Genomic DNA, 19,058 nt, shown 5'->3' with positions numbered 1-19,058 from the left:
CAGCTATCCGCCTGCCAAGTCAATCGTCGCGCCGGGCCAGGATGTTGATCAGCGTGCCCACTGCGGGCTGGCGATCGAGTGCCGGCGGCAGCGGGGAGCCGGCAAAGCTGCTCCCCAGCATCGTGAAGCCGAGTTGTCGGAGCAGACCCTGCATGGCCGCCGGCGAGGTATCGAATTTGGAGAATGCGAGATAGCGAAACAGCGGCCGCGCCGACACGCGCGAAGAGGCCGCATGCGCGAGCTTGTAGCTCCGGCGCAGCAGCGATCCGCGGTTGGGGATCGAGAGCAGCAACAGCCCGCCGGGCATGAGCACGCGATGCATCTCGGCGAGGCACTGCGCCACGTCGGGAACATATTCCAGCACGCTCGCGCACAGCGCGCCGTCGAAGGATCTATCGGGAAACGGCAGGCTTGCGATGGTCGGAATCTGCCGGAATTTGAGCCGCCCGGCGAGCGTGCCGTCGGCGCCGCGGCCGCGAGCCGCCGCAATCATCTCCGATGAGGCGTCGACGCCGGTGACGTCGCAACCGCGTGCGGCGAGCAGGCGGGACAGCGTTCCGGTGCCGCAACCGGCGTCGAGCCAGCGCTGTCCGTTGAGGTCCGCGTTCCCGAGCAGACCGAACATCGCGGCCGTCCGCGCCTTGAAGGTGCGGCTTTGATGCAGCGTCTCCCACCCCGACGAAATCTCGTCGTGAAAGCGGATTTCGGGTCGCTCGCGGGTCTGGCCCATGGTGGCCATGATATTCCCTACCAGTGAAAGCCGCTCACTTTGGCGCGCACCTGCTCGGGCAATCCGATCTCCGACAGTTCGAGCACGACCTGGTCGGGACGGGTCGCCGTCAGCGCCGCAACGAAGCGCGGATCCGCCGTCGTCAGCACAATAATGTCGGCCCATTCGATGGTTTCCGTCACGTCGTCGTTCAACAGGCCGACCAGTTCCGGATTGCGCATCAGGAAATCCCGGTTGGCGCCGATCAGTTGCGAGAGCTGCACGTTGGGGTCGTAGATCCGGATGTCGCGCCGCTCGCCGCGCAGGCTCTTCACCAGCCTCACGAAGGGACTGTCGCGGACGTCGTCGGTGCCGGCCTTGAAGCTGATGCCGAGGAACGCGATGCGGCGGCCCTCATGCGACAGGATCCAGTCGGCGCCGCGCGACATGATCATGTCATTGCTCGGCAGGATGCTCTCGAGCACCGGCGTCGACAGTCCGCGGCTGTGTGCCAAGTGTTTCAGCGCCTTGACGTCCTTGGGCAGGCAGGAGCCGCCGAACGCAAAGCCCGGCCGCAAATAGGCCGGCGAGATGTTGAGCCTTGTGTCCTGCATGAAGATGTTCATGACGTCGCGCCCGTCGATGCCGAGCGTCTTCGCGATCGTGCCGATCTCGTTGGCAAAGCTGACCTTGAGCGCATGCCAGCTGTTGTCGACATATTTCACCAGTTCCGCGGTCTCGACCGGCGGCGTGATCTTGGCGCCCGGCAGGTCCTTGTAGAGCGCCATGACGCGGTCGGCGGTTTCCTGATTGAAAGCGCCGACCACGGTCTTGGACGGCGCGTTGAAATCCGCAATCGCGCTGCCCTCGCGCAGGAACTCGGGATTGAACGCAAGGTCGAAATCGCGTCCGATCCTGTTGCCGGAGGCTTCCTCGATCAGCGGCCCGACGGTGCCGCGGGTGGTGCCAGGCAGCACGGTGGAGCGGATCGTCACGGTGTGCGGCGCGTTCTTGGCGCGCAGTCCGCGGCCGATCTCGATCGCGACTTGTCGGATCGCGGTCAGGTCGAGGTTGCCATTGCCGGAGGAGGGCGTGCCGACGCAGACCATCGATATGTCGCTGTTGACGATCGCTTCGGTGGCGTCGGTGGTCGCGGTCAGCTGACCGGTTGCCACCGCGCGCGCCACCTTGTCCGAGATGCCCGGCTCGACGACCGGCGACCTGCCTCCGCGGATCAGGTCGACCTTCGCAACGCTCTTGTCGACGCCGATGATCTGGTGGCCGAGCTCGGTGAAGCAGGCGGCGCACACCGTTCCGACATAGCCGAGGCCGAAAATGCTGACGTTCATGCTTCGACCTTCAACAATCCAGGACGTGCGCGTGGCCGCAGCCGCGTCGCGTTTGACGTGAGTGAGGCGGCTGCGCGTTCAAGACGATGCCCGCCCGGCGGCTGCGTTCGCGCTGGAAGGTTGCGAGGTCGGCCGCTCGGCGGGGACATGCGCGCGCGGTGCGCGGTTCTGCGCGGGGACCTTCCCGGCGAACAACGCCTCATAGGCCGCGAGCAGCTTCGGCTCCTCATGTGTCCACGAGAGTGCGCGCTCGACGCGATTGCGGCCAAACGCCCCCATCGTCTGTCGCAACGACGGATCGTCGATCAACGTGATGATCTTGCTGGCAAAATCCTTTGGATCGTTCTTCGCGGAATAGAGCGAGGCGTCGAGCGCCGAGCGGCGGCCTTCGCGAACGTCGAACTGAACGATCGGCCGTCCGAGCGCCATGTATTCCATGATCTTGTTCATGGTGGAGATGTCGTTCATCGGCGTGACGCGGTCCGGATTGACGCAGACGTCAGCGGTCGAGAGCATCGTGAACAGCGCGTCATCCGCGATGGCGCCGGTGAAGTTCACGTAGTCGGAGAGCTGCATCTCCTCGCAGAGCTTGACCACGGCATTCCACTCTGGCCCGGTGCCAGCGATGTTGAACTGGATGTCGGTGCGGCCGAGATCGTGCACGATGTGGCCGATCGACTGCAGTAGAAGATCGATGCCTTCCGATTGGCCGATCACGCCGACATAGCCGACGCTGTAGCGCCGGCCACGGCGCCAGGCCGGATCGGCCGGCCGCGAGCGCACCCGGTCGAGATTGGGGCCGGATCGCACCACGAAAACCCGGCTGGCCGGCATACCGCCGCGCGTGATCGCGATCTCGCGATAGGATTCGTTAGTCGCGATCGAGATGCTCGCCGTCTTGAAGGTGAGATATTCGACCAGCCGCAGCAGCTGCCAGAAGAAGTCCCTGCGGCCGAATTTCGCCTCGTAGAGCTCAGGATTGACGTCGTGATGATCGAACACGAAGCGCTTGCCGCCGAGTTTGAACAACAGGCCGATCAGGAAGATCAGGTCGGGCGGATTGCAGCCCTGGATCACGTCGAAGCCGTGCTTCCACGCCACCTTGATCGCGAGCAGCGTTTCCCAAAACAGCGCGACCGGATATTCGATCAGGTAGGCAGCGATCCCGCGCGCTTCCACGGGCATCGGATGGCGATAAATGTGAATGCCTTCGGGGCATTCGTAGGATTCGTCATGGCCGCGGCCCTTCGGGCAGATCACAGAAACTTCATAGCCCGCCTTGCGCAGCGACGTTGCTTCGCACCACACCCTGCGATCGAAAGGAACCGGAAGGTTCTCGACGATGAACAGGATCCGCCGCGGTGATGGTTCAGCTCTCGACATCTGAGATGATCTATACCATTGACCTAACAACATCACAATCCGACTAACATCGGCATTAACATGCGTGGCTTCCACTATGCAATCCCGGCACCGATGTGACGGCGACGAGACAGGGACATGGCAGGCAGAGTGAGGGATTGGGGCCAAAGGGCATTGATTGCGCTGGTTTTGAGCGCGGTGCTGCCGCTGGCCTACAAATGGCCGCTGCAGTGGAGTGGTTCGACGTCAAGCGATGCGCTGAGTGCGAGCCGCGTGAACGCGGTGATCCCGCCGACGCTTTTCGGCATGACCATCAATGCGATCGGACAGTCGCAGCCAAAGTCGCAGCCCTGGCCGGAGCTCAAATTCGACGGCGTTCGGCTATGGGGCGCGATCTACTGGGCACAGATTAATCCGGCGCCCGGCATCTACAATTGGGCGCGCTTCGATGCCATCCTGGCGGCGGCCGAGCGAGAACACGTCGAGATCGTTCTCAATCTCGCCTATACGCCGCGCTGGGCCGCGTCGGTGAAGGATGCGCCGCCGGCGTTCACGCCCGGTGCAAGCTCACCGCCGGCCGATCTCGCGTCATGGGACGACTGGGTGCGCGCGGCCGTGGCGCGCGCCGCCGGCCGCATCAAATACTGGGAAATCTGGAACGAGCCCGAGGATCCCAAATATTACTCGGGCGATATCGCGACCATGGTCCAGCTGCAGAAGCGGGCCTACGAGATCATTAAAGCCAGCGATCCCACCTTGACCGTGCTGACACCGCCGTCCAACGGCACGCCGGACGGATATCGCTGGCAACAGGCCTTCATGGCGCAAGGCGGCGGACAATATGCCGATGTGTTCGCCTTTCACGGCTACACGAGCGAACCCGAAGCGGTGATTGGAATCATTGCGCGCTTCAGGAAAATCCTCGCCGCACACGACCTGTCCGCGAGGCCAATCTGGGACACCGAGGCCGGCTGGTCGTCCTATGAGGACAATCCGGACGGGTGTCTGGCGCGCGCCTACATCCTGAAATGGATCAGCGGCGTCGACCGGTTCTATTGGTACGAGTTTGCCGGAGGCGGCAGCGACTTTGGAAAATTATGGGACCCGGCGCGCGGGCTGCTTCCGAGCGGAATTGCCTACCGCACGATCCAGTCCTGGTTGGTCGGTGCAAGCGTCGTGGCGGCAGGCAGGACGGCGCCGTCGACCTGGCGCGTCGAGCTTCGCATGCCGGATGGCCGCAACGGCTTGATCCTCTGGACCACCAAAGGCCGGTCCGTTTATCGGGTCGACCCGCGCTTCAGCCTTTACCAGGGCCTCGACGGCGGCGAAGGGCCTGTCGCCAACGGCGAGGTCGAGATCTCGCCAAAACCGGTCCTGTTGCTGGAATGATAACAATGTTAAGTCTCCGGCAATGAGACAATTATGACGATGATCCTGGCTTCATTGCGGGCGGCAGGCGCGATACAAGGAGCGCTGTTAACTTGAGGCGATTGACCGACCGTGAAGCAGATCGCGCAGAACTATAAGAGCGGCGAGCTCAAGCTGATCGATGTGCCGGCGCCGCGCTGCCGCCCCGGCGGGGTTTTGGTGCGCACGGCGTTCTCGGCGGTGTCGACCGGCACCGAGATGATGAAGTTCACCGAAGGTCGCCTGTCGCTGCTCGGCAAGGCGCGCGCGCGACCTGACCAGGTTGCCAAGGTGGTGCGTTCGGTCCGTCAGCAGGGGTTGGCTGCGACCTATCAGAAGGTGATGAACCGCCTCGATTCCTACACGCCGCTCGGCTACTCGCTGTCGGGCACCGTCGTGGAGGTGGGCGAGGGCGTCGGCGGCTTCTCGGTCGGACAGCGTGTCTGCTGCGGCGGCAATCAATATGCAACCCACGCCGAATATAATTGGGTGCCGGTGAACCTCTGCGTGCCGCTGCCGGACAGCGCTGCGCTGGACCAGGCCGCATTCACCACGATCGCCTCGATCGCGCTGCAGGCGATGCGCCAGTCGGAGATCCGTTTCGGCGAGACCGCCTGCGTGATCGGCCTTGGCCTGATCGGGCAGATCATGGTGCGGTTGCTGCGCAGCGCCGGTGTCGTGGTCGTCGGGCTCGACAGGCTGGAGGCGCGATGCCGGCAGGCGGAGGCTGCTGGCGCCGCGGTCTGTGCCGTCGCATCGGATGATGCCGCGGCCGAATTCCGCGCCCGGATCGACCAGCTGACCGCAGGCAACGGCGTCGATTGCGTGTTCATCACCGCAGGCAGCGACGATCCCGATCTCGCGTCGCGTTCGGCGGCGCTGCTGCGCGACCGCGGCCGCATTGTCGATATCGGCAAATGCACGCTGAACCTGCCGTGGAGCGAATTCTACGACAAGGAGCTCGACGTGCGCTTCTCGCGCTCCTACGGCCCCGGCCGCTACGATCCGCTCTATGAGGAGGGCGGCATCGATTATCCGATCGGTCATGTGCGCTGGACCGAGAAGCGCAATATGGAGGCGATCGTCGCGCTGCTCGCCGACGGGCGGCTCGATTTTTCCTCGCTGATTTCCGAAACGGCGCCGCTGGAGCAGGCGACGTCGGCGTTCGAGCGCATGAGCCGTGGCGAGGTCGGTCTCGGCATGGTGTTCGCCTATCCGGACGCCGCTCCCCGCGCGATGCAGATGACCTATCGTCCGGCGGTTGCCCTGCGCAGCGGCCGGGTGCGGCTCGGCGTCATCGGCGCCGGCAATTATGCCTCCAGCATGCTGTTGCCGCAGCTTGCGAGCAACCAGCGCGTCGATCTCGTCGAGGTCGCCACCAATACCGGCCTGAGCGGCGCCACGGCAGTCCGCAAGTTCGGCTTCGCGCGTGCCTCGACGGATGCGGCCTCGGTGCTCGGCGCCGACGACATCGATGCCGTGCTGATCGCAACGCGCCATGCCTCCCATGCCGACCTCGCGACGCAGGCGCTGCGCGCCGGCAAGGCGGTGTTTGTCGAGAAGCCCTTGGCGATCGATACGAGCTCGCTCGATCGATTGGAGCAGGTGATCCGGGAAACCGGCAACAGCCGGCTGATGGTCGGCTTCAACCGCCGCTTTTCGCCGCTGCTGCAGGGCATGCGCGCGGCGTTCGCGCCGGCAGGACCGCAGACCCTGCAATATCGCGTCATCGCCGGGCCGCTGGAGAAATCGTCCTGGTATCTGCAGGCCGAGAGCGAAGGCAGCCGCTTCGTCGGCGAGGGCGGCCATTTCATCGACGTATTGTGCTGGTGGCTCGGCGCCGAGCCGGTGCGTGTCTCCGCGAGCACGGCGGGCAGGGACGTCGACAATCTCGTCGCCACCTTCGATTTTTCCGACGGTTCGGTCGCGAGTCTCAGCTATCTCACCGGCGGCGATCCGCGGGTGCCGAAGGAAGCGCTCGAGATATCGGCAAGCACGGGTTTTGCCGCCTTCGACAATTTCTCGGGCTTCGAGGTCTGGCACGCCGGACAGCGCACGGCGAAGACGGCGCGGCTCGACAAGGGCCAGCGGCCGATGCTGGATGCCTTCATCGCAGCGGTCGCATCGGGAGCCGCGATGCCGATTGCGCTCGACTCGCTGCTGGCGACCACGCGCGCAACGCTTGCCGTGCAGGAAAGCGCGGCCGCCGGGATGCCGATCGATCTGACGGCCGGCGCGGCAGAGCAGGGCGTCGCGCACGCCTCGACGGCGTGAGATGAATCCGGCCTGGTATCTGCGCAGGCTGCAGCGCATGGAGCCGTCCGAGCTTGCGGGGCGGGTGAACGACCAGGTGCTGCATTTGCTCTGGCGGATCACTCCGCCGGATATCGCGCGGCGTGCCGGCGCCAGGCTCGCTGCCGGCCCGCGGCAGCCGCGCCTGAAGCCGCTGCCTTCGCGGGCCAGCGCTCCGCAACAGGCCGCCGAACGGCTGATCCAGAGCGCCGACCGGATTCTCGCCGGGCACTGGCGGATTTTCGCCAGGGATCATGGGGCCCTCGGCGAATGGCCCGACTGGTTCGTCGATATCAGAAGCGGCAAGCGGGCGCCGGCCGGCGTGCACGCATTCGCGGTTCCCTATCGTGACGAAACCGCGGTCGGAAACATCAAATACATCTGGGAGCCGTCGCGTCACCACCATCTCACGGTGCTCGCGGCCGCGTATTACCTGAGCTCCGACGAGCGCTACGCCGTGCGCGCGGCCGAGCATCTGGTGAGCTGGTGGCGCGAAAATCCGTTCCCGCGCGGCCCGCACTGGATCAGCGGCATCGAGCTTGGCGTGCGGCTGATCTCATGGGCCTGGGTACGTCAGCTGCTGCAGAACTGGCCCGGCGCTGCCGCGCTGTTCGAGGACAACGAACTGTTCCTGACGCAGCTCTATGCGCATCAATACTGGCTGTCGCAGTTCCCAAGCCGTGGCTCCTCGGCCAACAACCACCTCATCGCGGAGGCTGCCGGGCAGTTCGTGGCGGCTTGCGTGTTTCCGTTCTTCCAGGACAGTGCGCGATGGCGCGAGCAATCGGCCGCCACACTGGCGCACGAAGCCGTTGCGCAGACGCTTGCCTGCGGCAGCAACAGCGAGCTCGCGACCGATTATCATGGCTTTGTTCTCGAACTGCTGCTGGCGGCGGCAGTGCAGGGCGAGTCCTCCGGACATCCGCTTGGCGATGCGGTGTGGACCACGATGTGCCGCATGAGCGACGTCATTGCTGCGATGCTGGACGATCGCGGTCATCCGCCGCGGCAGGGCGATGGCGACGACGGCATCGGCCTGTTGCTCGACGATCACGCCGGCAATCGCTGGCTCGGCTTGCTCGCCAGCGGCGCGCGCCTGTTCGGCGCTCTGCCATGGTGGCCCACATCGCCGGAGCCCGATCTGCGTAGCTTTGTGCTCACCGACGGCATCGAGGCCCGAGCGATCGCCGGGCGGCCCAAGCGCCGCCCGCATCTGCTCGAGGGGGCGGGACAGACCTTTCTGATCGATTCCGACCGCGCGGTGTGGTGCCGCTGTGACCATGGCCCGCATGGCTTCGGCCGCATTGCCGCCCACGCCCATGCGGACGCGTTGTCGCTCGAATGCAGGATCGGCGGTGTGGAGATCCTCGCCGACCCCGGCACCTATTGCTACCATGGCGATCCGCGATGGCGGGCCTACTTCCGCTCCACGCTGGCGCACAACACGCTGTGCCTGTTCGCGCGCGACCAGTCAGTGTCGGGCGGGCCGTTTCTCTGGACATGGCATGCGCAGAGCCGGCTTGTCGCCGCCAGCGGTCTGGACGATCGCGATGCGGATGCGAGCTGGGTCGCGGAGCATTCGGGATATCGCGACGAAGCAGGTGTCGTGCATCGCCGCTCGGCGCAATTGCAGCGTCAGGCGGCGCGGCTCGTCGTCACCGATACCGTGCTTGCTGATGAAGCGCTTGCGGTGCCGGCGAGCCTCAGCTGGCATCTCGGTCCCGAGGTCGAATGCAGGCTCGAAGGGCACAGGGCGCAGCTCGCATGGCCCGGCGGGCGCGGCGAGCTCGATCTGCCGGCGGCCCTCAGCTGGGTGCCGTATCGGGGTGACGAGACCATGCCGGCCGGCTGGTATTCGCCGTCCTTCGATCTCAAGGTGCCGGCGACGACCTTGATCGGCTGCGGTACGCTCGCGGGCGGGCAAAACCTGGTGACCGAGCTGCGCTGGTTTTCAGACCCGGCCAGATCATGAAGATCCTGGTCGCTCACAACAGGTATCAGGGACGCGGCGGCGAGGACGTCGTGTTTGAAGCGGAAGTCGACCTGCTGCGCGCCGCAGGACACAGCGTTGAAACGCTCACGGTCAGCAACGCGGCGATCAATTCGCTCCCCGCGCGCATCACGACCACGCTGTCGATCGCCGATAATGCGGAGGGAAAGCGGGTCGTGGCGGAAGCGATCGATCGCTTACGCCCCGACGTTGTGCACGTCCACAATTTCTTCCCGCTGCTGTCGCCCGCCGTGTTCGATCTCTGCCGGCAAAAGTGCGTGCCCGCGGTGGCGACCCTGCACAATTATCGCAGCATCTGCACCGGCGGCATGCTGCTGCGCGACGGCCGCATCTGCCACAAGTGCCTCGATCGCGGACACCTCTGGGGCGTCGTGCACCGCTGCTACCGCGGATCGCTTCCGGGCTCGATCGCCTCGGCCTACATGATCGCGCAGCACCAGCGCCGTGGCACCTGGACGCGTCCCGGCCTGCGCCTGATCGCGCTGACGCAGTTCGCCAAAGCCCTGTTCACGCAGGCCGGCTTCGACGCCGATCGGATCGACGTGAAACCGAATTTCATGGTCGATCCGGGGGCGCCCGATGCAGCCACGCCGCGCAGCGGGCTACTCTATGTTGGACGGCTGAGCCGCGAGAAGGGCGTCGGCGTGCTGCTCGAGGCCGTTGCGGGGACCGGCGTGCCCTTGCGCGTCGTGGGCGAGGGGCCGGAGCGTGCTGCGTTGGAGGCTCGGGCTTCCGATCATGTCACCTTCCTGGGCGGGCTCTCGCGCGATGAGGTGCTGCGGGAAATGGCGAATGCCCGGGCATTGGTGGTGCCGTCGCTATGGTACGAAGGATTTCCGATTGTCGTGGTCGAGGCCTTCGCGTGCGGCACGCCGGTCATCGCCTCCGAGATCGGCGGACTTGCCGAGGTGGTGAGCGCCGGCAAGACCGGCGCGCTGGTGCCGCCGGGCGACGCGGCCACGCTCCGAAATCGGATCAGTGAGGTTCTCGGCGCCGCCGAACTGACCGCCGCATGGGGACGGGCCGCACGAGCCGCCTATCTCGAGCGCTACGCGCCGGACGAGAACCGCCGGCTGCTCGAGGCCATCTACGCGCGGGCCGCCGGGGGATGATCGCCGCAGGTCGGCGCTCTGCCCGCGATCGGGCATCGCCGGTTCCATGCCGGCGTTGCTAACATATTGCGGCAAATCTGGTGTTAATTTGTTACAGCAGGGTGTCTGAGCGGCATCGCGCCAGGTTTTTGATCTTGCGGTCGAACGGCGCTGATTCTGCGGGTGATTCCGTGGATCTCGCTTGATCGAGCCCGCAAACTGCTGCCAAGGGGCGCTATAACACTGGCCGGTGGGGCGCCGGCTGCGAAGTTTGACGCTTTTTTGCAAAACGTCTCATGCGATGCAGAAATATTTTTTTCAGATCAGAAAATCGCGTCGAAGCGCTCACGGCATCAGCGAAATTCTGCGCTCCCGCGGTATCCGGGGGCCCCGTGAAACCCCGTATAATCGCTACCCTTTTTTGCGTCGCGGCTAACATTGGCGATTGGCCTGCGCCCAATGTTATAGTGCATTGGAAGTAGTGCTAAGTCCCGCATAAATCTCAGGGAACCAGGTGTTAACAGCGCATTGCTGATTGACACTCCGGCCTAACGGTCTTAACAATGGACTTAACAAGTTCGTAACCTGGGTCCACATTTGAGTTGCGTCGCAACAAACCAGTTGTGAATCAACAGCTTATGTGTGGGCGAGCGGCTTGAATCCTCGTATCCCAAGCAGGGGCTACATCGATGGCGACTTACAATCTAGACCAGACGGACCTCAAACACGCGATCAACGGAACGATCGATCACTCGACCCAGCAACAGATTCTTGACTATCTGATCAACGCGGGGATCGGATACACCAGCCCGGATAACGGCGCGACGATTCCGGTGCAGGAAGGGGCTGGGATCACCAACCCGGATCCGAACGCCAATGTTCTGATCGAAACCAACCCGATTAACACCGTTAACACCGACGCCAACCTGAAGGCGATCATCGAGGACACCAACAAGGACGTCACGCTGACGGTGAACGGCAGCACCCCGGTGCTGGTCGCGACCGGCCACGGCAACGATCAGGTGTTCATCAACAATACCGGCGACACGACGGTTCTCACCGGCTCCGGCAACGACACGATCTTCGGCGGTGCCGGTCACGACTCGATCGATGCCGGCTCCGGCAACGACGTGCTGGTCGACAACGTCTCCGGTCACAGCACGCTGGATGGCGGCAAGGGCAACGATCTGCTGTTCGGCTCCGGTGCCGACACCCTGAACGGTGGCTCCGGCAACGACACGCTCTACGGCGGCAGCTCGTCGCAGTTGAGTGGCGGTGACGGCAAGGACGTGCTGGTGTCCGGCAGCACCGCCGGCAATTCCAGCACGCTGGATGGCGGCAAGGGCAACGATGCGCTGTACGGTGGTGCGGGCAACGACAGCCTGGATGGCGGCGCCGGCAACGACTCGCTGTATGGCGGCTCCGGGGTCGACACGCTGCATGGCGGCAACGGCAATGACCTCCTTGTCGGCGGTGCTCAGACTGCTGCTGAGTTCGGCGGCAACGGCAAGGACGTGCTCTACTCGGGCAGCGATGCGTCGCACGCGACCTCGCTCGATGGCGGTGCCGGCAACGACTCGCTCTATGGCGGTGCCGGCAACGACACGCTGCATGGCGGTTCCGGCAACGATACGCTGGTCGCCGGCTCCGGCACGCAGACGCTGATCGGCGGCGACGGCAAGGACTCGTTCGTCGGCTCCGACACCGGTACGGCTTCGATGGTCGGCGGCTCCGGTCAGGACTACTTCTACCTGAACAACGCCACCAGCAGCGACACCATCGATGGCGGTGGCGGCAACAAGGACTCCCTGACCTTCCTGGATCACGCTTCGACCGACGTGAGCAACATCAGCTCTGGATCGAACGGTTCTATGGACATCACCTTCAGCAATGGTCAGGTGACCCAGATCAGCAACATCGAATACCTGATCTTCAACGATGGTAACTCGACCAAGCTGTAAGATCCTAGGTCTGCACTAAGCGAAAGCGCCGCCCCAACCGAGGTTGAGGCGGCGCTTTTCTCTTTGATCGCGGGCATGGCCGTCAGGAATGGGTAATTGAAATTGAACAATCGAATACGCTGCCGTTGATGATCATGACGCACCTGCGATGAGTTCGACGGCTCGCCTCAAGGGGAAGCGCATGCGCGCATCCCGATTGGAACTTTATCGGCCGATTCGCGCCGGATGCATCGAATCAATCACAAGTTCCGCCCGGGGCATTTCCGCCAATGGATGTTATAAGTTAGTTCGTCACATTCGGACCACGTAGCTTTTGTAAAGCCGTGCCGCTCGCTTGACACAACGGAGCTGCGCCCGATGGCTATCTGCGGCCCTGGCACCTTTGTTCAAGACGAACGATCGCTGCAGAACTCAGCCGCTTAACGAACTCGCGGAGCTCTCGAATTGGCCAAGAAAAAAATGCTGAATGCCGGCGCTGGATCGACGGTTACCAAGCGCATCCAGCCGCTCCTGACATCGCATGAATGGGACGAGATTCGATTGGACGTCGACGGCGGCGTGAACCCAGACGTCGTCGGGTCGATTACCGATCTTGCCCGGTTGTTCCCGGCGGCCTCGTTCGACGCGATCTGGTGTTCTCATGTCATGGAGCATCTCTACGCCCATGAGGTTCACCCCACATTCGTCCAGTTCCGCCAAGTCCTCAAGCCGGACGGATTCGCGTTGATCATGTCTCCCGACCTCGAGGCGGTCGCGCAGCACATGTTGACGCGCGGCCTCGGCGCGATCGCTTACGTCTCGCCGGCTGGTCCGATCCGGCCATTGGACATGATCTACGGGCATTCCGGCGCGATCGAGCAGGGGCGCTATCACATGGCGCACAAGACCGGCTTTTCGACCGAGCGGATGGGAAACCTGCTGCTCAGCGCCGGTTTCCCGACGGTTTCCGTTCGCAGCGGGAATTTTGAGATCTGCGCATTGGCGCTGATGCCGGAGGCCAGGGATGAGCGGATCAGGCCGCAGCTGGAGGCCTGCGGATTCGACTTCCAGGAGACGGTGACCGCCGACTCGTGATTTGTCGATGTTAAACAATGTTATAAGGTTCCCTGGTTAAATCGCGCGAGAACGTGCTCGAAATTGGCTTCGCGGCCTGCCGTGAAACATATCTTTTTCGAGTGACGCGCTGAAAATGCTGCGTTAGCGAACTAACAGTGATACGTTATATCTCGCTGGGACCGGACCTTGCGCAGTCGAAACTTCGAGGCATCCATGACCAAACACCTCTCGCTCGTCGGCGCACCTTCGGTGGAGGCGCTGCCACCTTCGGGCCTCGCTTGTCTCGTCATCGTGGCAAGGCAGCATGGCTTGCATCTGACCCCGTCCCAGCTGATCCACGACAACCTCCTGGGCGATCAGGAAGTCACGCTGGCCGAGCTTTTGAAGTGTGCGAATTCCTCGGGCATGACGGCAAAGGCCGTCACGCTGGACTGGAAGGGTCTGAGCCATCTCAAGAGGGCGCTGCCGGCCATCGTTCGGCTGCGCGACGGCAGCCACATGGTGCTGCTGCGCCTCGAAGGCGACGAGAACAGCTCCCGGGTGGTCCTGCAGGATCCGAACGCGAGCGAGGACGCGCTGCTCGTCATCGATCAGCCGCGCTTTGAGGACATCTGGTCGGGCGACGTCGTCATGGCCAAGCGCGACTATGAGATTTCCGACGAGACGCAGCCGTTCAGCTTCGGCTTTGTCACCGCATTGTTGTTCCGCGAACGGCGCATCCTGCGCGACGTCGCGATTGCGGCGCTGATCCTGGGCTTCATGGGCCTGGCACCGATCATGTTCTGGCGGCTGCTCTCGGACAAGGTTATCTTCTACAAGGCCTACAACACGTTCTATGTGCTGTGTACTGCGATGCTCGTGGTCATCGTGTTCGAGGCGGCATTCTCGTTCCTGCGGCAGTATCTGGTTCAGCGTTTGACGGCACGCCTCGACGTCAAACTGTCGACCTACGTGTTCGAGAAGGTGCTCAATCTGCCGATCGACTACTTCGAGCAGAATCCCGTCGGCCTGATTTCCCGGGATATCCGCGAAGTATTTCGAATTCGCGGCTTTCTGACCGGGCAGTTGTTCGGGACCATTCTCGATTCGACGACGCTGTTCTTCTTCCTGCCCGTCATGTTCTTCTTCAGCCCGCTCATGACGCTGATGGTTCTTGCCTTTGCTGCGATGATCGTGACCTGGCTGATCGTGATGCTGCCCGCCTATCGGAAGAAGTCCTCGGCAACCCTGGCGGCCGAAGGGGCACAGGGAGCGTTTCTGATCCAGAGCCTGAACGGCATGCGGACCATCAAATCGCTGGCGCTCGATGCGCGCCAGCGCCACATGTGGGACGTGCTGGTGGCGCGCGTCGCCAAGGCGCGGCTTGCGGAAGGCATGACCGGAACCGCCATCCAGACGCTGGTGAAGCCGTTGGAGCGGCTGGCGGTGAGTGCTCCCTATGCGTTCGGCGTCTACATGGCCGTGTCGAGTGGCGATCCGGTCTATGTTGGCGCGCTGTTTGCCTTTCTGATGCTGTCGCAGCGCGTTGCCGGCCCCCTGATGCAGATGGCCCAGCTCATCAACCAATATGACGAGGCGCGCACCGCGGTCACGATCGTCGGCAGGCTGGTGAATCAGCCGGCCGAGGAGGGACGCTCCGGCCATGGTGTGAGGGTCCCGCTGAAGGGGCTGGTCGAATTCTCCGGCGTCACGTTCAAGTACAAGGGCGCGGTGTCGCCGGCGCTCAACAATATTTCCTTCGAGATTCCGCTCGGTACGACGCTGGGCGTGATGGGCAAGAGCGGCTCGGGCAAGACGACGATCACGCGGCTATTGCAGCGCCTGCACTCCGACTATGGTGGGCTGATCAAGGTCGACGGGATCGATGTCCGCGAATACGATGTCGACCATCTCCGGCGCAACGTCGGCGTCGTGCTGCAGGAGAACTTTCTGTTCAGCGGCACGATCCGCGAGAATATTGCGGCCGCAAAGCCCGATGCGACCTTCGACGACATCGTCAGGGCGGCGCGATTGGCCGGTGCCGAGGAATTCATCGACAAGCTGCCGCGAGGCTACGAGACCTATATCTACGAGGGATCCACGAATCTTTCCGGCGGCCAGCGCCAGCGCCTCGCGATCGCGCGAGCGCTGATCGTCAATCCGCCGATTCTGATCCTGGACGAAGCGACCAGCGCGCTCGATGCGGAGAGCGAGACGATCGTGAACGCGAATATTTCGCGGATTGCCCATGGCCGCACGCTGATCATCATCTCGCACCGTCTGTCGTCGCTGACGAAGGCCGACGCGATCCTCGTCCTCAACCGCGGCGTCGTCGACGATATCGGTCGTCATGAGGAACTTCTTGAACGGAACGACATCTACAGCTCGCTCTGGTACCAGCAGAACACTCACCTTGCACCGGCGGGCCGCAATGAAAAGCATTTCAGGAGTCCGACCCTTGTCTCCTAATCAAGCTTCGCTCGCGACCGTTCGCCAGTTCCAGTCCGAGACCGATGCGATCCGCGAGGCCGCCGAGCCGTTGCTGGCCCGCGCAACGCTGTTCGTCCTGGTGGGGTTCCTCGCCGCCGTCGTGGCGATCATGTGCTTCACGCGCGTCGATCGCGTGATCACGAGCGTGGGCGGCAAGATCGTTCCCGTCGATCAGATCAACGTCCTGCAGGCTTTGGACGCGTCCATCATCAAGACGATCGATGTTCGGGAAGGTCAGCAGGTTGAGACGGGACAATTGCTCGCGACTCTGGACTCGACGTTCACGGCTGCCGATGTCACGCAGTACAAGCTGCAGGTTGCGAGCCTTGAGGCGCAGGTCGCCCGGGACGAGGCCGAATTGTCCGGAAAGCCGTTGTCGTACGGCCAATCCAACGATCCTGATGTCACTAGGTACAACTCCTTGCAAAAGGCGCTCTACGACCAGCGCGTCGCGCAGTACCACGCACAGGTGAACAGCTACGATTCCAAGATCAGCCAAACCGAAGCGACGATCCAGAAGTCGAAGAAGGACGACGAGCGGTACAGTCAGCGTGCCGAGATCGCCGGCAAGATCGAGGACATGCGCTCGACGCTCGCCGAAAGCGGCAGCGGGTCCAAGCTGAACCTGTATCTTTCGCAGGACACGCGCCTGGAGCTGTTGCGTCAGATCGACAACACGCACAACACTTTGCTGGAAGCGCAGCACCAGCTGGATTCCTTGAAGGCGGATCGCAACGCCTTCACCGAGCAGTGGAACGCGCAGCTGAGCCAGGATCTGGTCACGACGCGCAACAACCTTGATACGGCCCGCTCACAGTATGACAAGGCGATCAAGCATCAGGACCTCGTGCGGTGGACGGCTGCCGAGCCATCGGTCGTCTTGACCCTCGCCAAGCTCTCGGTCGGGTCCGTGCTGAAGCCGGGTGATCCCTTCATCACGCTGATGCCGCTCAAGACGCGGCTCGAGGCGGAGATCCAGATCCTGTCGCGCGACGTCGGCTTCGTCCGGCCCAACGACCCCTGCACGATGAAGGTCGATGCGTTCAACGCGGCGGAGCACGGTACGGCCGAAGGCAAGATTCGCTGGATCAGCGAAGGCGCCTTCACGAACGACGATGATGGAAAGCCTGTCGACGCCTTCTATAAGGCGCGGTGTTCGGTCGACCAGACCAACTTCAAGGATGTTCCGAAGACCTTCCGCCTCATCCCCGGCATGACGCTGCAGGGTGATGTCAATGTCGGCACCCGCTCGGTGGCGATGTATCTGCTCGGCGGCATGCTGCGCAGCGCAAAAGAAGCAATGCGCGAGCCATGACGGTATCGACGCGTTCCCTTCTCGACTTGCTGCGCCCCGGCTCGTCCCGTTCAGACTCGAAGCCGTTTGAACGGGGGCTGGAGGCGTACGAGAACCAGCAATATCTCGAGGCGTTGCGGTTTTGGCGGCTCGCCTCGCAAGCCGGCGATCCGGAGGCGGATTACCGGATCGGGCTGCTCTATGCGCGGAACGAGGGCGTTATCGGCAGCCTTCCGGATGCGGTCGCGTGGTACGAACGCGCCGCCCTGAAGGGACATACCGAAGCCCAATTCCAGCTTGGCTTGATCTACTTCAACGGCGTCAACGCCACGGTTGGACCGAACAGGCCAGAGATGTGGCGGCAATCCACTGCGGCGCGTCTGGGCGACAAGGCAGTCAACCTCCACGATCTGGTTTTCCCGAACGGAATCGGCGTGCCCAGGGATATCGACGCCGCGTTCCTCTGGTTATCGGTGGCGGCGGAGGCCGGCAAAGCGGAGGCGCAAGCGATCCTTGGCGATATGTACGCCAACGGGCAAGGCTGCACGAAAGATCACGCTGCCGCCCTGCGCTGGTACGAGGCCGCGGCCGAGCAGAAGGCGGCGGCCGGTGAGTTCGCGCTTGGCGATGTGTATTATCAGGGGCGGGGCGTTCCCGTCGATTTCGCGCAGGCCGCGATCTGGTATCACAAGGCCGCGGAACAGGGACATGTGCGCGCACAGGTTGCGCTCGCTTTCATGTGCCTCAAGGGCACCGGGCTTCCCCAAAATGTCGAGGAAGCCGCGCGACTGTTCCAGAGCGCCGCTGCCCATGACGATACGATCGCGCTCTACAACATTGCACTGCTGCGGTTGAGCGGCAAAGGGGCTGTCAAGGATCTCGACAGGGCCGAGACCGCATTGCGCAAGGCGGCGCGGAAGGACTACCTGCCGGCGATCCAGGCGCTGGCTGAGTTCTATGCGCTCGGAACTGCCGCCGAGCCGGATCTGCGCGAGGCGGCATATTGGTACGAGAAGGCGGCCGAGCGCGGCGATACGCAGGCGCAGTTCCTGACCGGACGCTTCTATGCCACCGGCACCGGCGTTCCGCCCAGCATCCGCCAGGCTGCGAAATGGTTCGAGCGTGCGGCGGAGGGCGGCCATGCCACGGCGGCCCACAACATTGCGGTGTTCTATCTCAATGGCAGGGGCGTGGCGCGCGATGTCGCCACTGCGATCAAGTGGTTCGAGCGCGCGTCCGAGGGAGGCATTAGCGCCGCAGGTGTGCAACTCGGCCGGCTCTACTCGGCGGGCAACGGCGTGCCGCGCGATCAAGCGCGTGCGGCGGAGTGGCTCAGCAAGGCGGCCGACGGCGGCGATGCCGATGCGAAGACGGCCTATGCGATGTTTCTTATCCAGGATGAACCGTCCGCGGAGCGTCTTGCGCAAGCACGTGCGCTGCTGACCGACGCTGCCGAGGCCGGCCATCCGGCCGCGGCATTTCAGCTGGGCGGGCTTCACATGGGAAGATCCGGCGGCGCCGTCGACCTTCCGGCCGCAGCCCAATGGTTCAAACGTGCGGCGAACGCCGGTCACGTCGAAGCCCAGCACACATTGGCGCTACTGTATTCCGATCCCAAGAGCGGCCTCAAGGATCCGCAGGCCGCCGCCGGCTGGATCGTCAAGGCCGCGGACGGCGGCAACGCTGCGGCGCAGTTCAAGCTTGCGGTGATGTATTGCACCGGACAAGGCGTCGAGCAGGACCTCGCCAACGGCGTCACGTGGTACGAGGCGGCGGCGCGCCAGGGCCATACGACGGCGCAATACAACCTTGCCGTGATGCTGGGCCGGGGACAGGGCCGCGATGCCGATCCGGCGAAGGCGGCCGAATGGTTCGAGGCCGCTGCGAAGCAGGGCATGATCGAAGCCCAACTCGCAATTGGCGATGCGCTGCGCGCCGGCAACGGCGTCGCACAGGATCGCGATCAGGCGCTGTACTGGTATCGACAAGCGGCGCAGCAGAACAACGAAGGCGCGCGACGTCGTCTGCAGGCAATGGGCGAAAGCGTTGGCTGAGAT

The 19,058-nt window shown here is 63.7% G+C and carries 12 protein-coding genes; 9 read left to right on the top strand and 3 right to left on the bottom strand.

Going from position 1 to position 19,058, the window contains the following annotated elements:
* Positions 1-19: 19 nt before the first annotated feature.
* The 3 genes from J2R80_RS36235 to J2R80_RS36225 form a co-directional block, all read right to left on the bottom strand.
* Positions 20-739, bottom strand: coding sequence for a bifunctional 2-polyprenyl-6-hydroxyphenol methylase/3-demethylubiquinol 3-O-methyltransferase UbiG (locus J2R80_RS36235; protein WP_141340794.1), 720 nt, complete (start codon positions 737-739; stop codon positions 20-22).
* Positions 740-747: 8 nt separating this feature from the next.
* The gene (locus J2R80_RS36230; protein WP_141340793.1) at positions 748-2,058 is read right to left on the bottom strand and encodes a nucleotide sugar dehydrogenase; all 1,311 of its coding nucleotides are present in this window, start codon (positions 2,056-2,058) and stop codon (positions 748-750) included.
* Positions 2,059-2,136: 78 nt separating this feature from the next.
* Positions 2,137-3,441 carry a glycosyltransferase family 4 protein gene (locus J2R80_RS36225; protein ID WP_141340792.1) on the bottom strand — a complete coding sequence of 435 codons (1,305 nt, stop codon included), beginning with the start codon at positions 3,439-3,441 and terminating at the stop codon, positions 2,137-2,139.
* A gap of 117 nt (positions 3,442-3,558) precedes the next feature.
* Here J2R80_RS36225 and J2R80_RS36220 point away from each other — a divergent pair, with 117 nt between their 5' ends.
* From J2R80_RS36220 to J2R80_RS36180, 9 genes are all read left to right on the top strand, one after another.
* On the top strand, positions 3,559-4,809 hold the full coding sequence (locus J2R80_RS36220) for a glycosyl hydrolase (RefSeq protein WP_253640267.1): 1,251 nt from the start codon (positions 3,559-3,561) through the stop codon (positions 4,807-4,809).
* A gap of 111 nt (positions 4,810-4,920) precedes the next feature.
* A complete protein-coding gene (locus J2R80_RS36215) occupies positions 4,921-7,101 on the top strand; it encodes a bi-domain-containing oxidoreductase (RefSeq protein WP_141340791.1) in 2,181 nt (726 codons plus the stop codon).
* 1 nt (position 7,102) lies between these two features.
* Positions 7,103-9,091, top strand: a complete 1,989-nt coding sequence (locus J2R80_RS36210) for an alginate lyase family protein (RefSeq protein WP_253640266.1) — start codon at positions 7,103-7,105, stop codon at positions 9,089-9,091.
* Complete coding sequence (locus tag J2R80_RS36205; protein WP_253640265.1) at positions 9,088-10,242, top strand: glycosyltransferase; 1,155 nt, start codon at positions 9,088-9,090, stop codon at positions 10,240-10,242. The genes J2R80_RS36210 and J2R80_RS36205 overlap by 4 nt, the downstream gene beginning before the upstream one ends.
* Before the next feature lie 668 nt (positions 10,243-10,910).
* Positions 10,911-12,182, top strand: a complete 1,272-nt coding sequence (locus J2R80_RS36200; protein ID WP_076833253.1) for a calcium-binding protein — start codon at positions 10,911-10,913, stop codon at positions 12,180-12,182.
* A 459-nt stretch (positions 12,183-12,641) separates the two neighbouring features.
* The gene (locus tag J2R80_RS36195; RefSeq protein WP_141340804.1) at positions 12,642-13,256 is read left to right on the top strand and encodes a methyltransferase domain-containing protein; all 615 of its coding nucleotides are present in this window, start codon (positions 12,642-12,644) and stop codon (positions 13,254-13,256) included.
* Positions 13,257-13,451: 195 nt separating this feature from the next.
* Positions 13,452-15,686: a peptidase domain-containing ABC transporter gene (locus tag J2R80_RS36190; RefSeq protein ID WP_253640264.1), complete on the top strand. Its 2,235-nt coding sequence runs from the start codon at positions 13,452-13,454 to the stop codon at positions 15,684-15,686.
* Positions 15,676-17,022, top strand: a complete 1,347-nt coding sequence (locus tag J2R80_RS36185) for an HlyD family type I secretion periplasmic adaptor subunit (protein WP_076833256.1) — start codon at positions 15,676-15,678, stop codon at positions 17,020-17,022. The genes J2R80_RS36190 and J2R80_RS36185 overlap by 11 nt, the downstream gene beginning before the upstream one ends.
* Positions 17,019-19,055 (top strand): tetratricopeptide repeat protein, encoded by a 2,037-nt coding sequence (locus J2R80_RS36180; protein WP_141340789.1) that lies wholly within the window; start codon positions 17,019-17,021, stop codon positions 19,053-19,055. Before J2R80_RS36185 ends, J2R80_RS36180 begins: the two co-directional genes overlap by 4 nt.
* Positions 19,056-19,058 lie beyond the last annotated feature (3 nt).

The sequence above is a fragment of the Bradyrhizobium sp. USDA 4541 genome, from assembly GCF_024171085.1.
Classification (GTDB): Bacteria; Pseudomonadota; Alphaproteobacteria; order Rhizobiales; family Xanthobacteraceae; genus Bradyrhizobium; species Bradyrhizobium australafricanum.
Note: the sequence above shows the minus strand (reverse complement) of the source record. Positions and strands in the feature narration are given on the sequence as shown.

Bases quoted from the DNA above. Each gene is read 5' to 3' on its own strand.
- J2R80_RS36210 (WP_253640266.1), top strand. From the start codon at position 7,103: ATGAATCCGGCCTGGTATCTGCGCAGGCTGCAGCGCATGGAGCCGTCC.
- J2R80_RS36235 (WP_141340794.1), bottom strand. From the start codon at position 739: ATGGCCACCATGGGCCAGACCCGCGAGCGACCCGAAATCCGCTTTCAC.
- J2R80_RS36180 (WP_141340789.1), top strand. From the start codon at position 17,019: ATGACGGTATCGACGCGTTCCCTTCTCGACTTGCTGCGCCCCGGCTCG.
- J2R80_RS36200 (WP_076833253.1), top strand. From the start codon at position 10,911: ATGGCGACTTACAATCTAGACCAGACGGACCTCAAACACGCGATCAAC.
- J2R80_RS36220 (WP_253640267.1), top strand. From the start codon at position 3,559: ATGGCAGGCAGAGTGAGGGATTGGGGCCAAAGGGCATTGATTGCGCTG.
- J2R80_RS36190 (WP_253640264.1), top strand. From the start codon at position 13,452: ATGACCAAACACCTCTCGCTCGTCGGCGCACCTTCGGTGGAGGCGCTG.
- J2R80_RS36225 (WP_141340792.1), bottom strand. From the start codon at position 3,441: ATGTCGAGAGCTGAACCATCACCGCGGCGGATCCTGTTCATCGTCGAG.
- J2R80_RS36205 (WP_253640265.1), top strand. From the start codon at position 9,088: ATGAAGATCCTGGTCGCTCACAACAGGTATCAGGGACGCGGCGGCGAG.
- J2R80_RS36195 (WP_141340804.1), top strand. From the start codon at position 12,642: ATGCTGAATGCCGGCGCTGGATCGACGGTTACCAAGCGCATCCAGCCG.
- J2R80_RS36230 (WP_141340793.1), bottom strand. From the start codon at position 2,058: ATGAACGTCAGCATTTTCGGCCTCGGCTATGTCGGAACGGTGTGCGCC.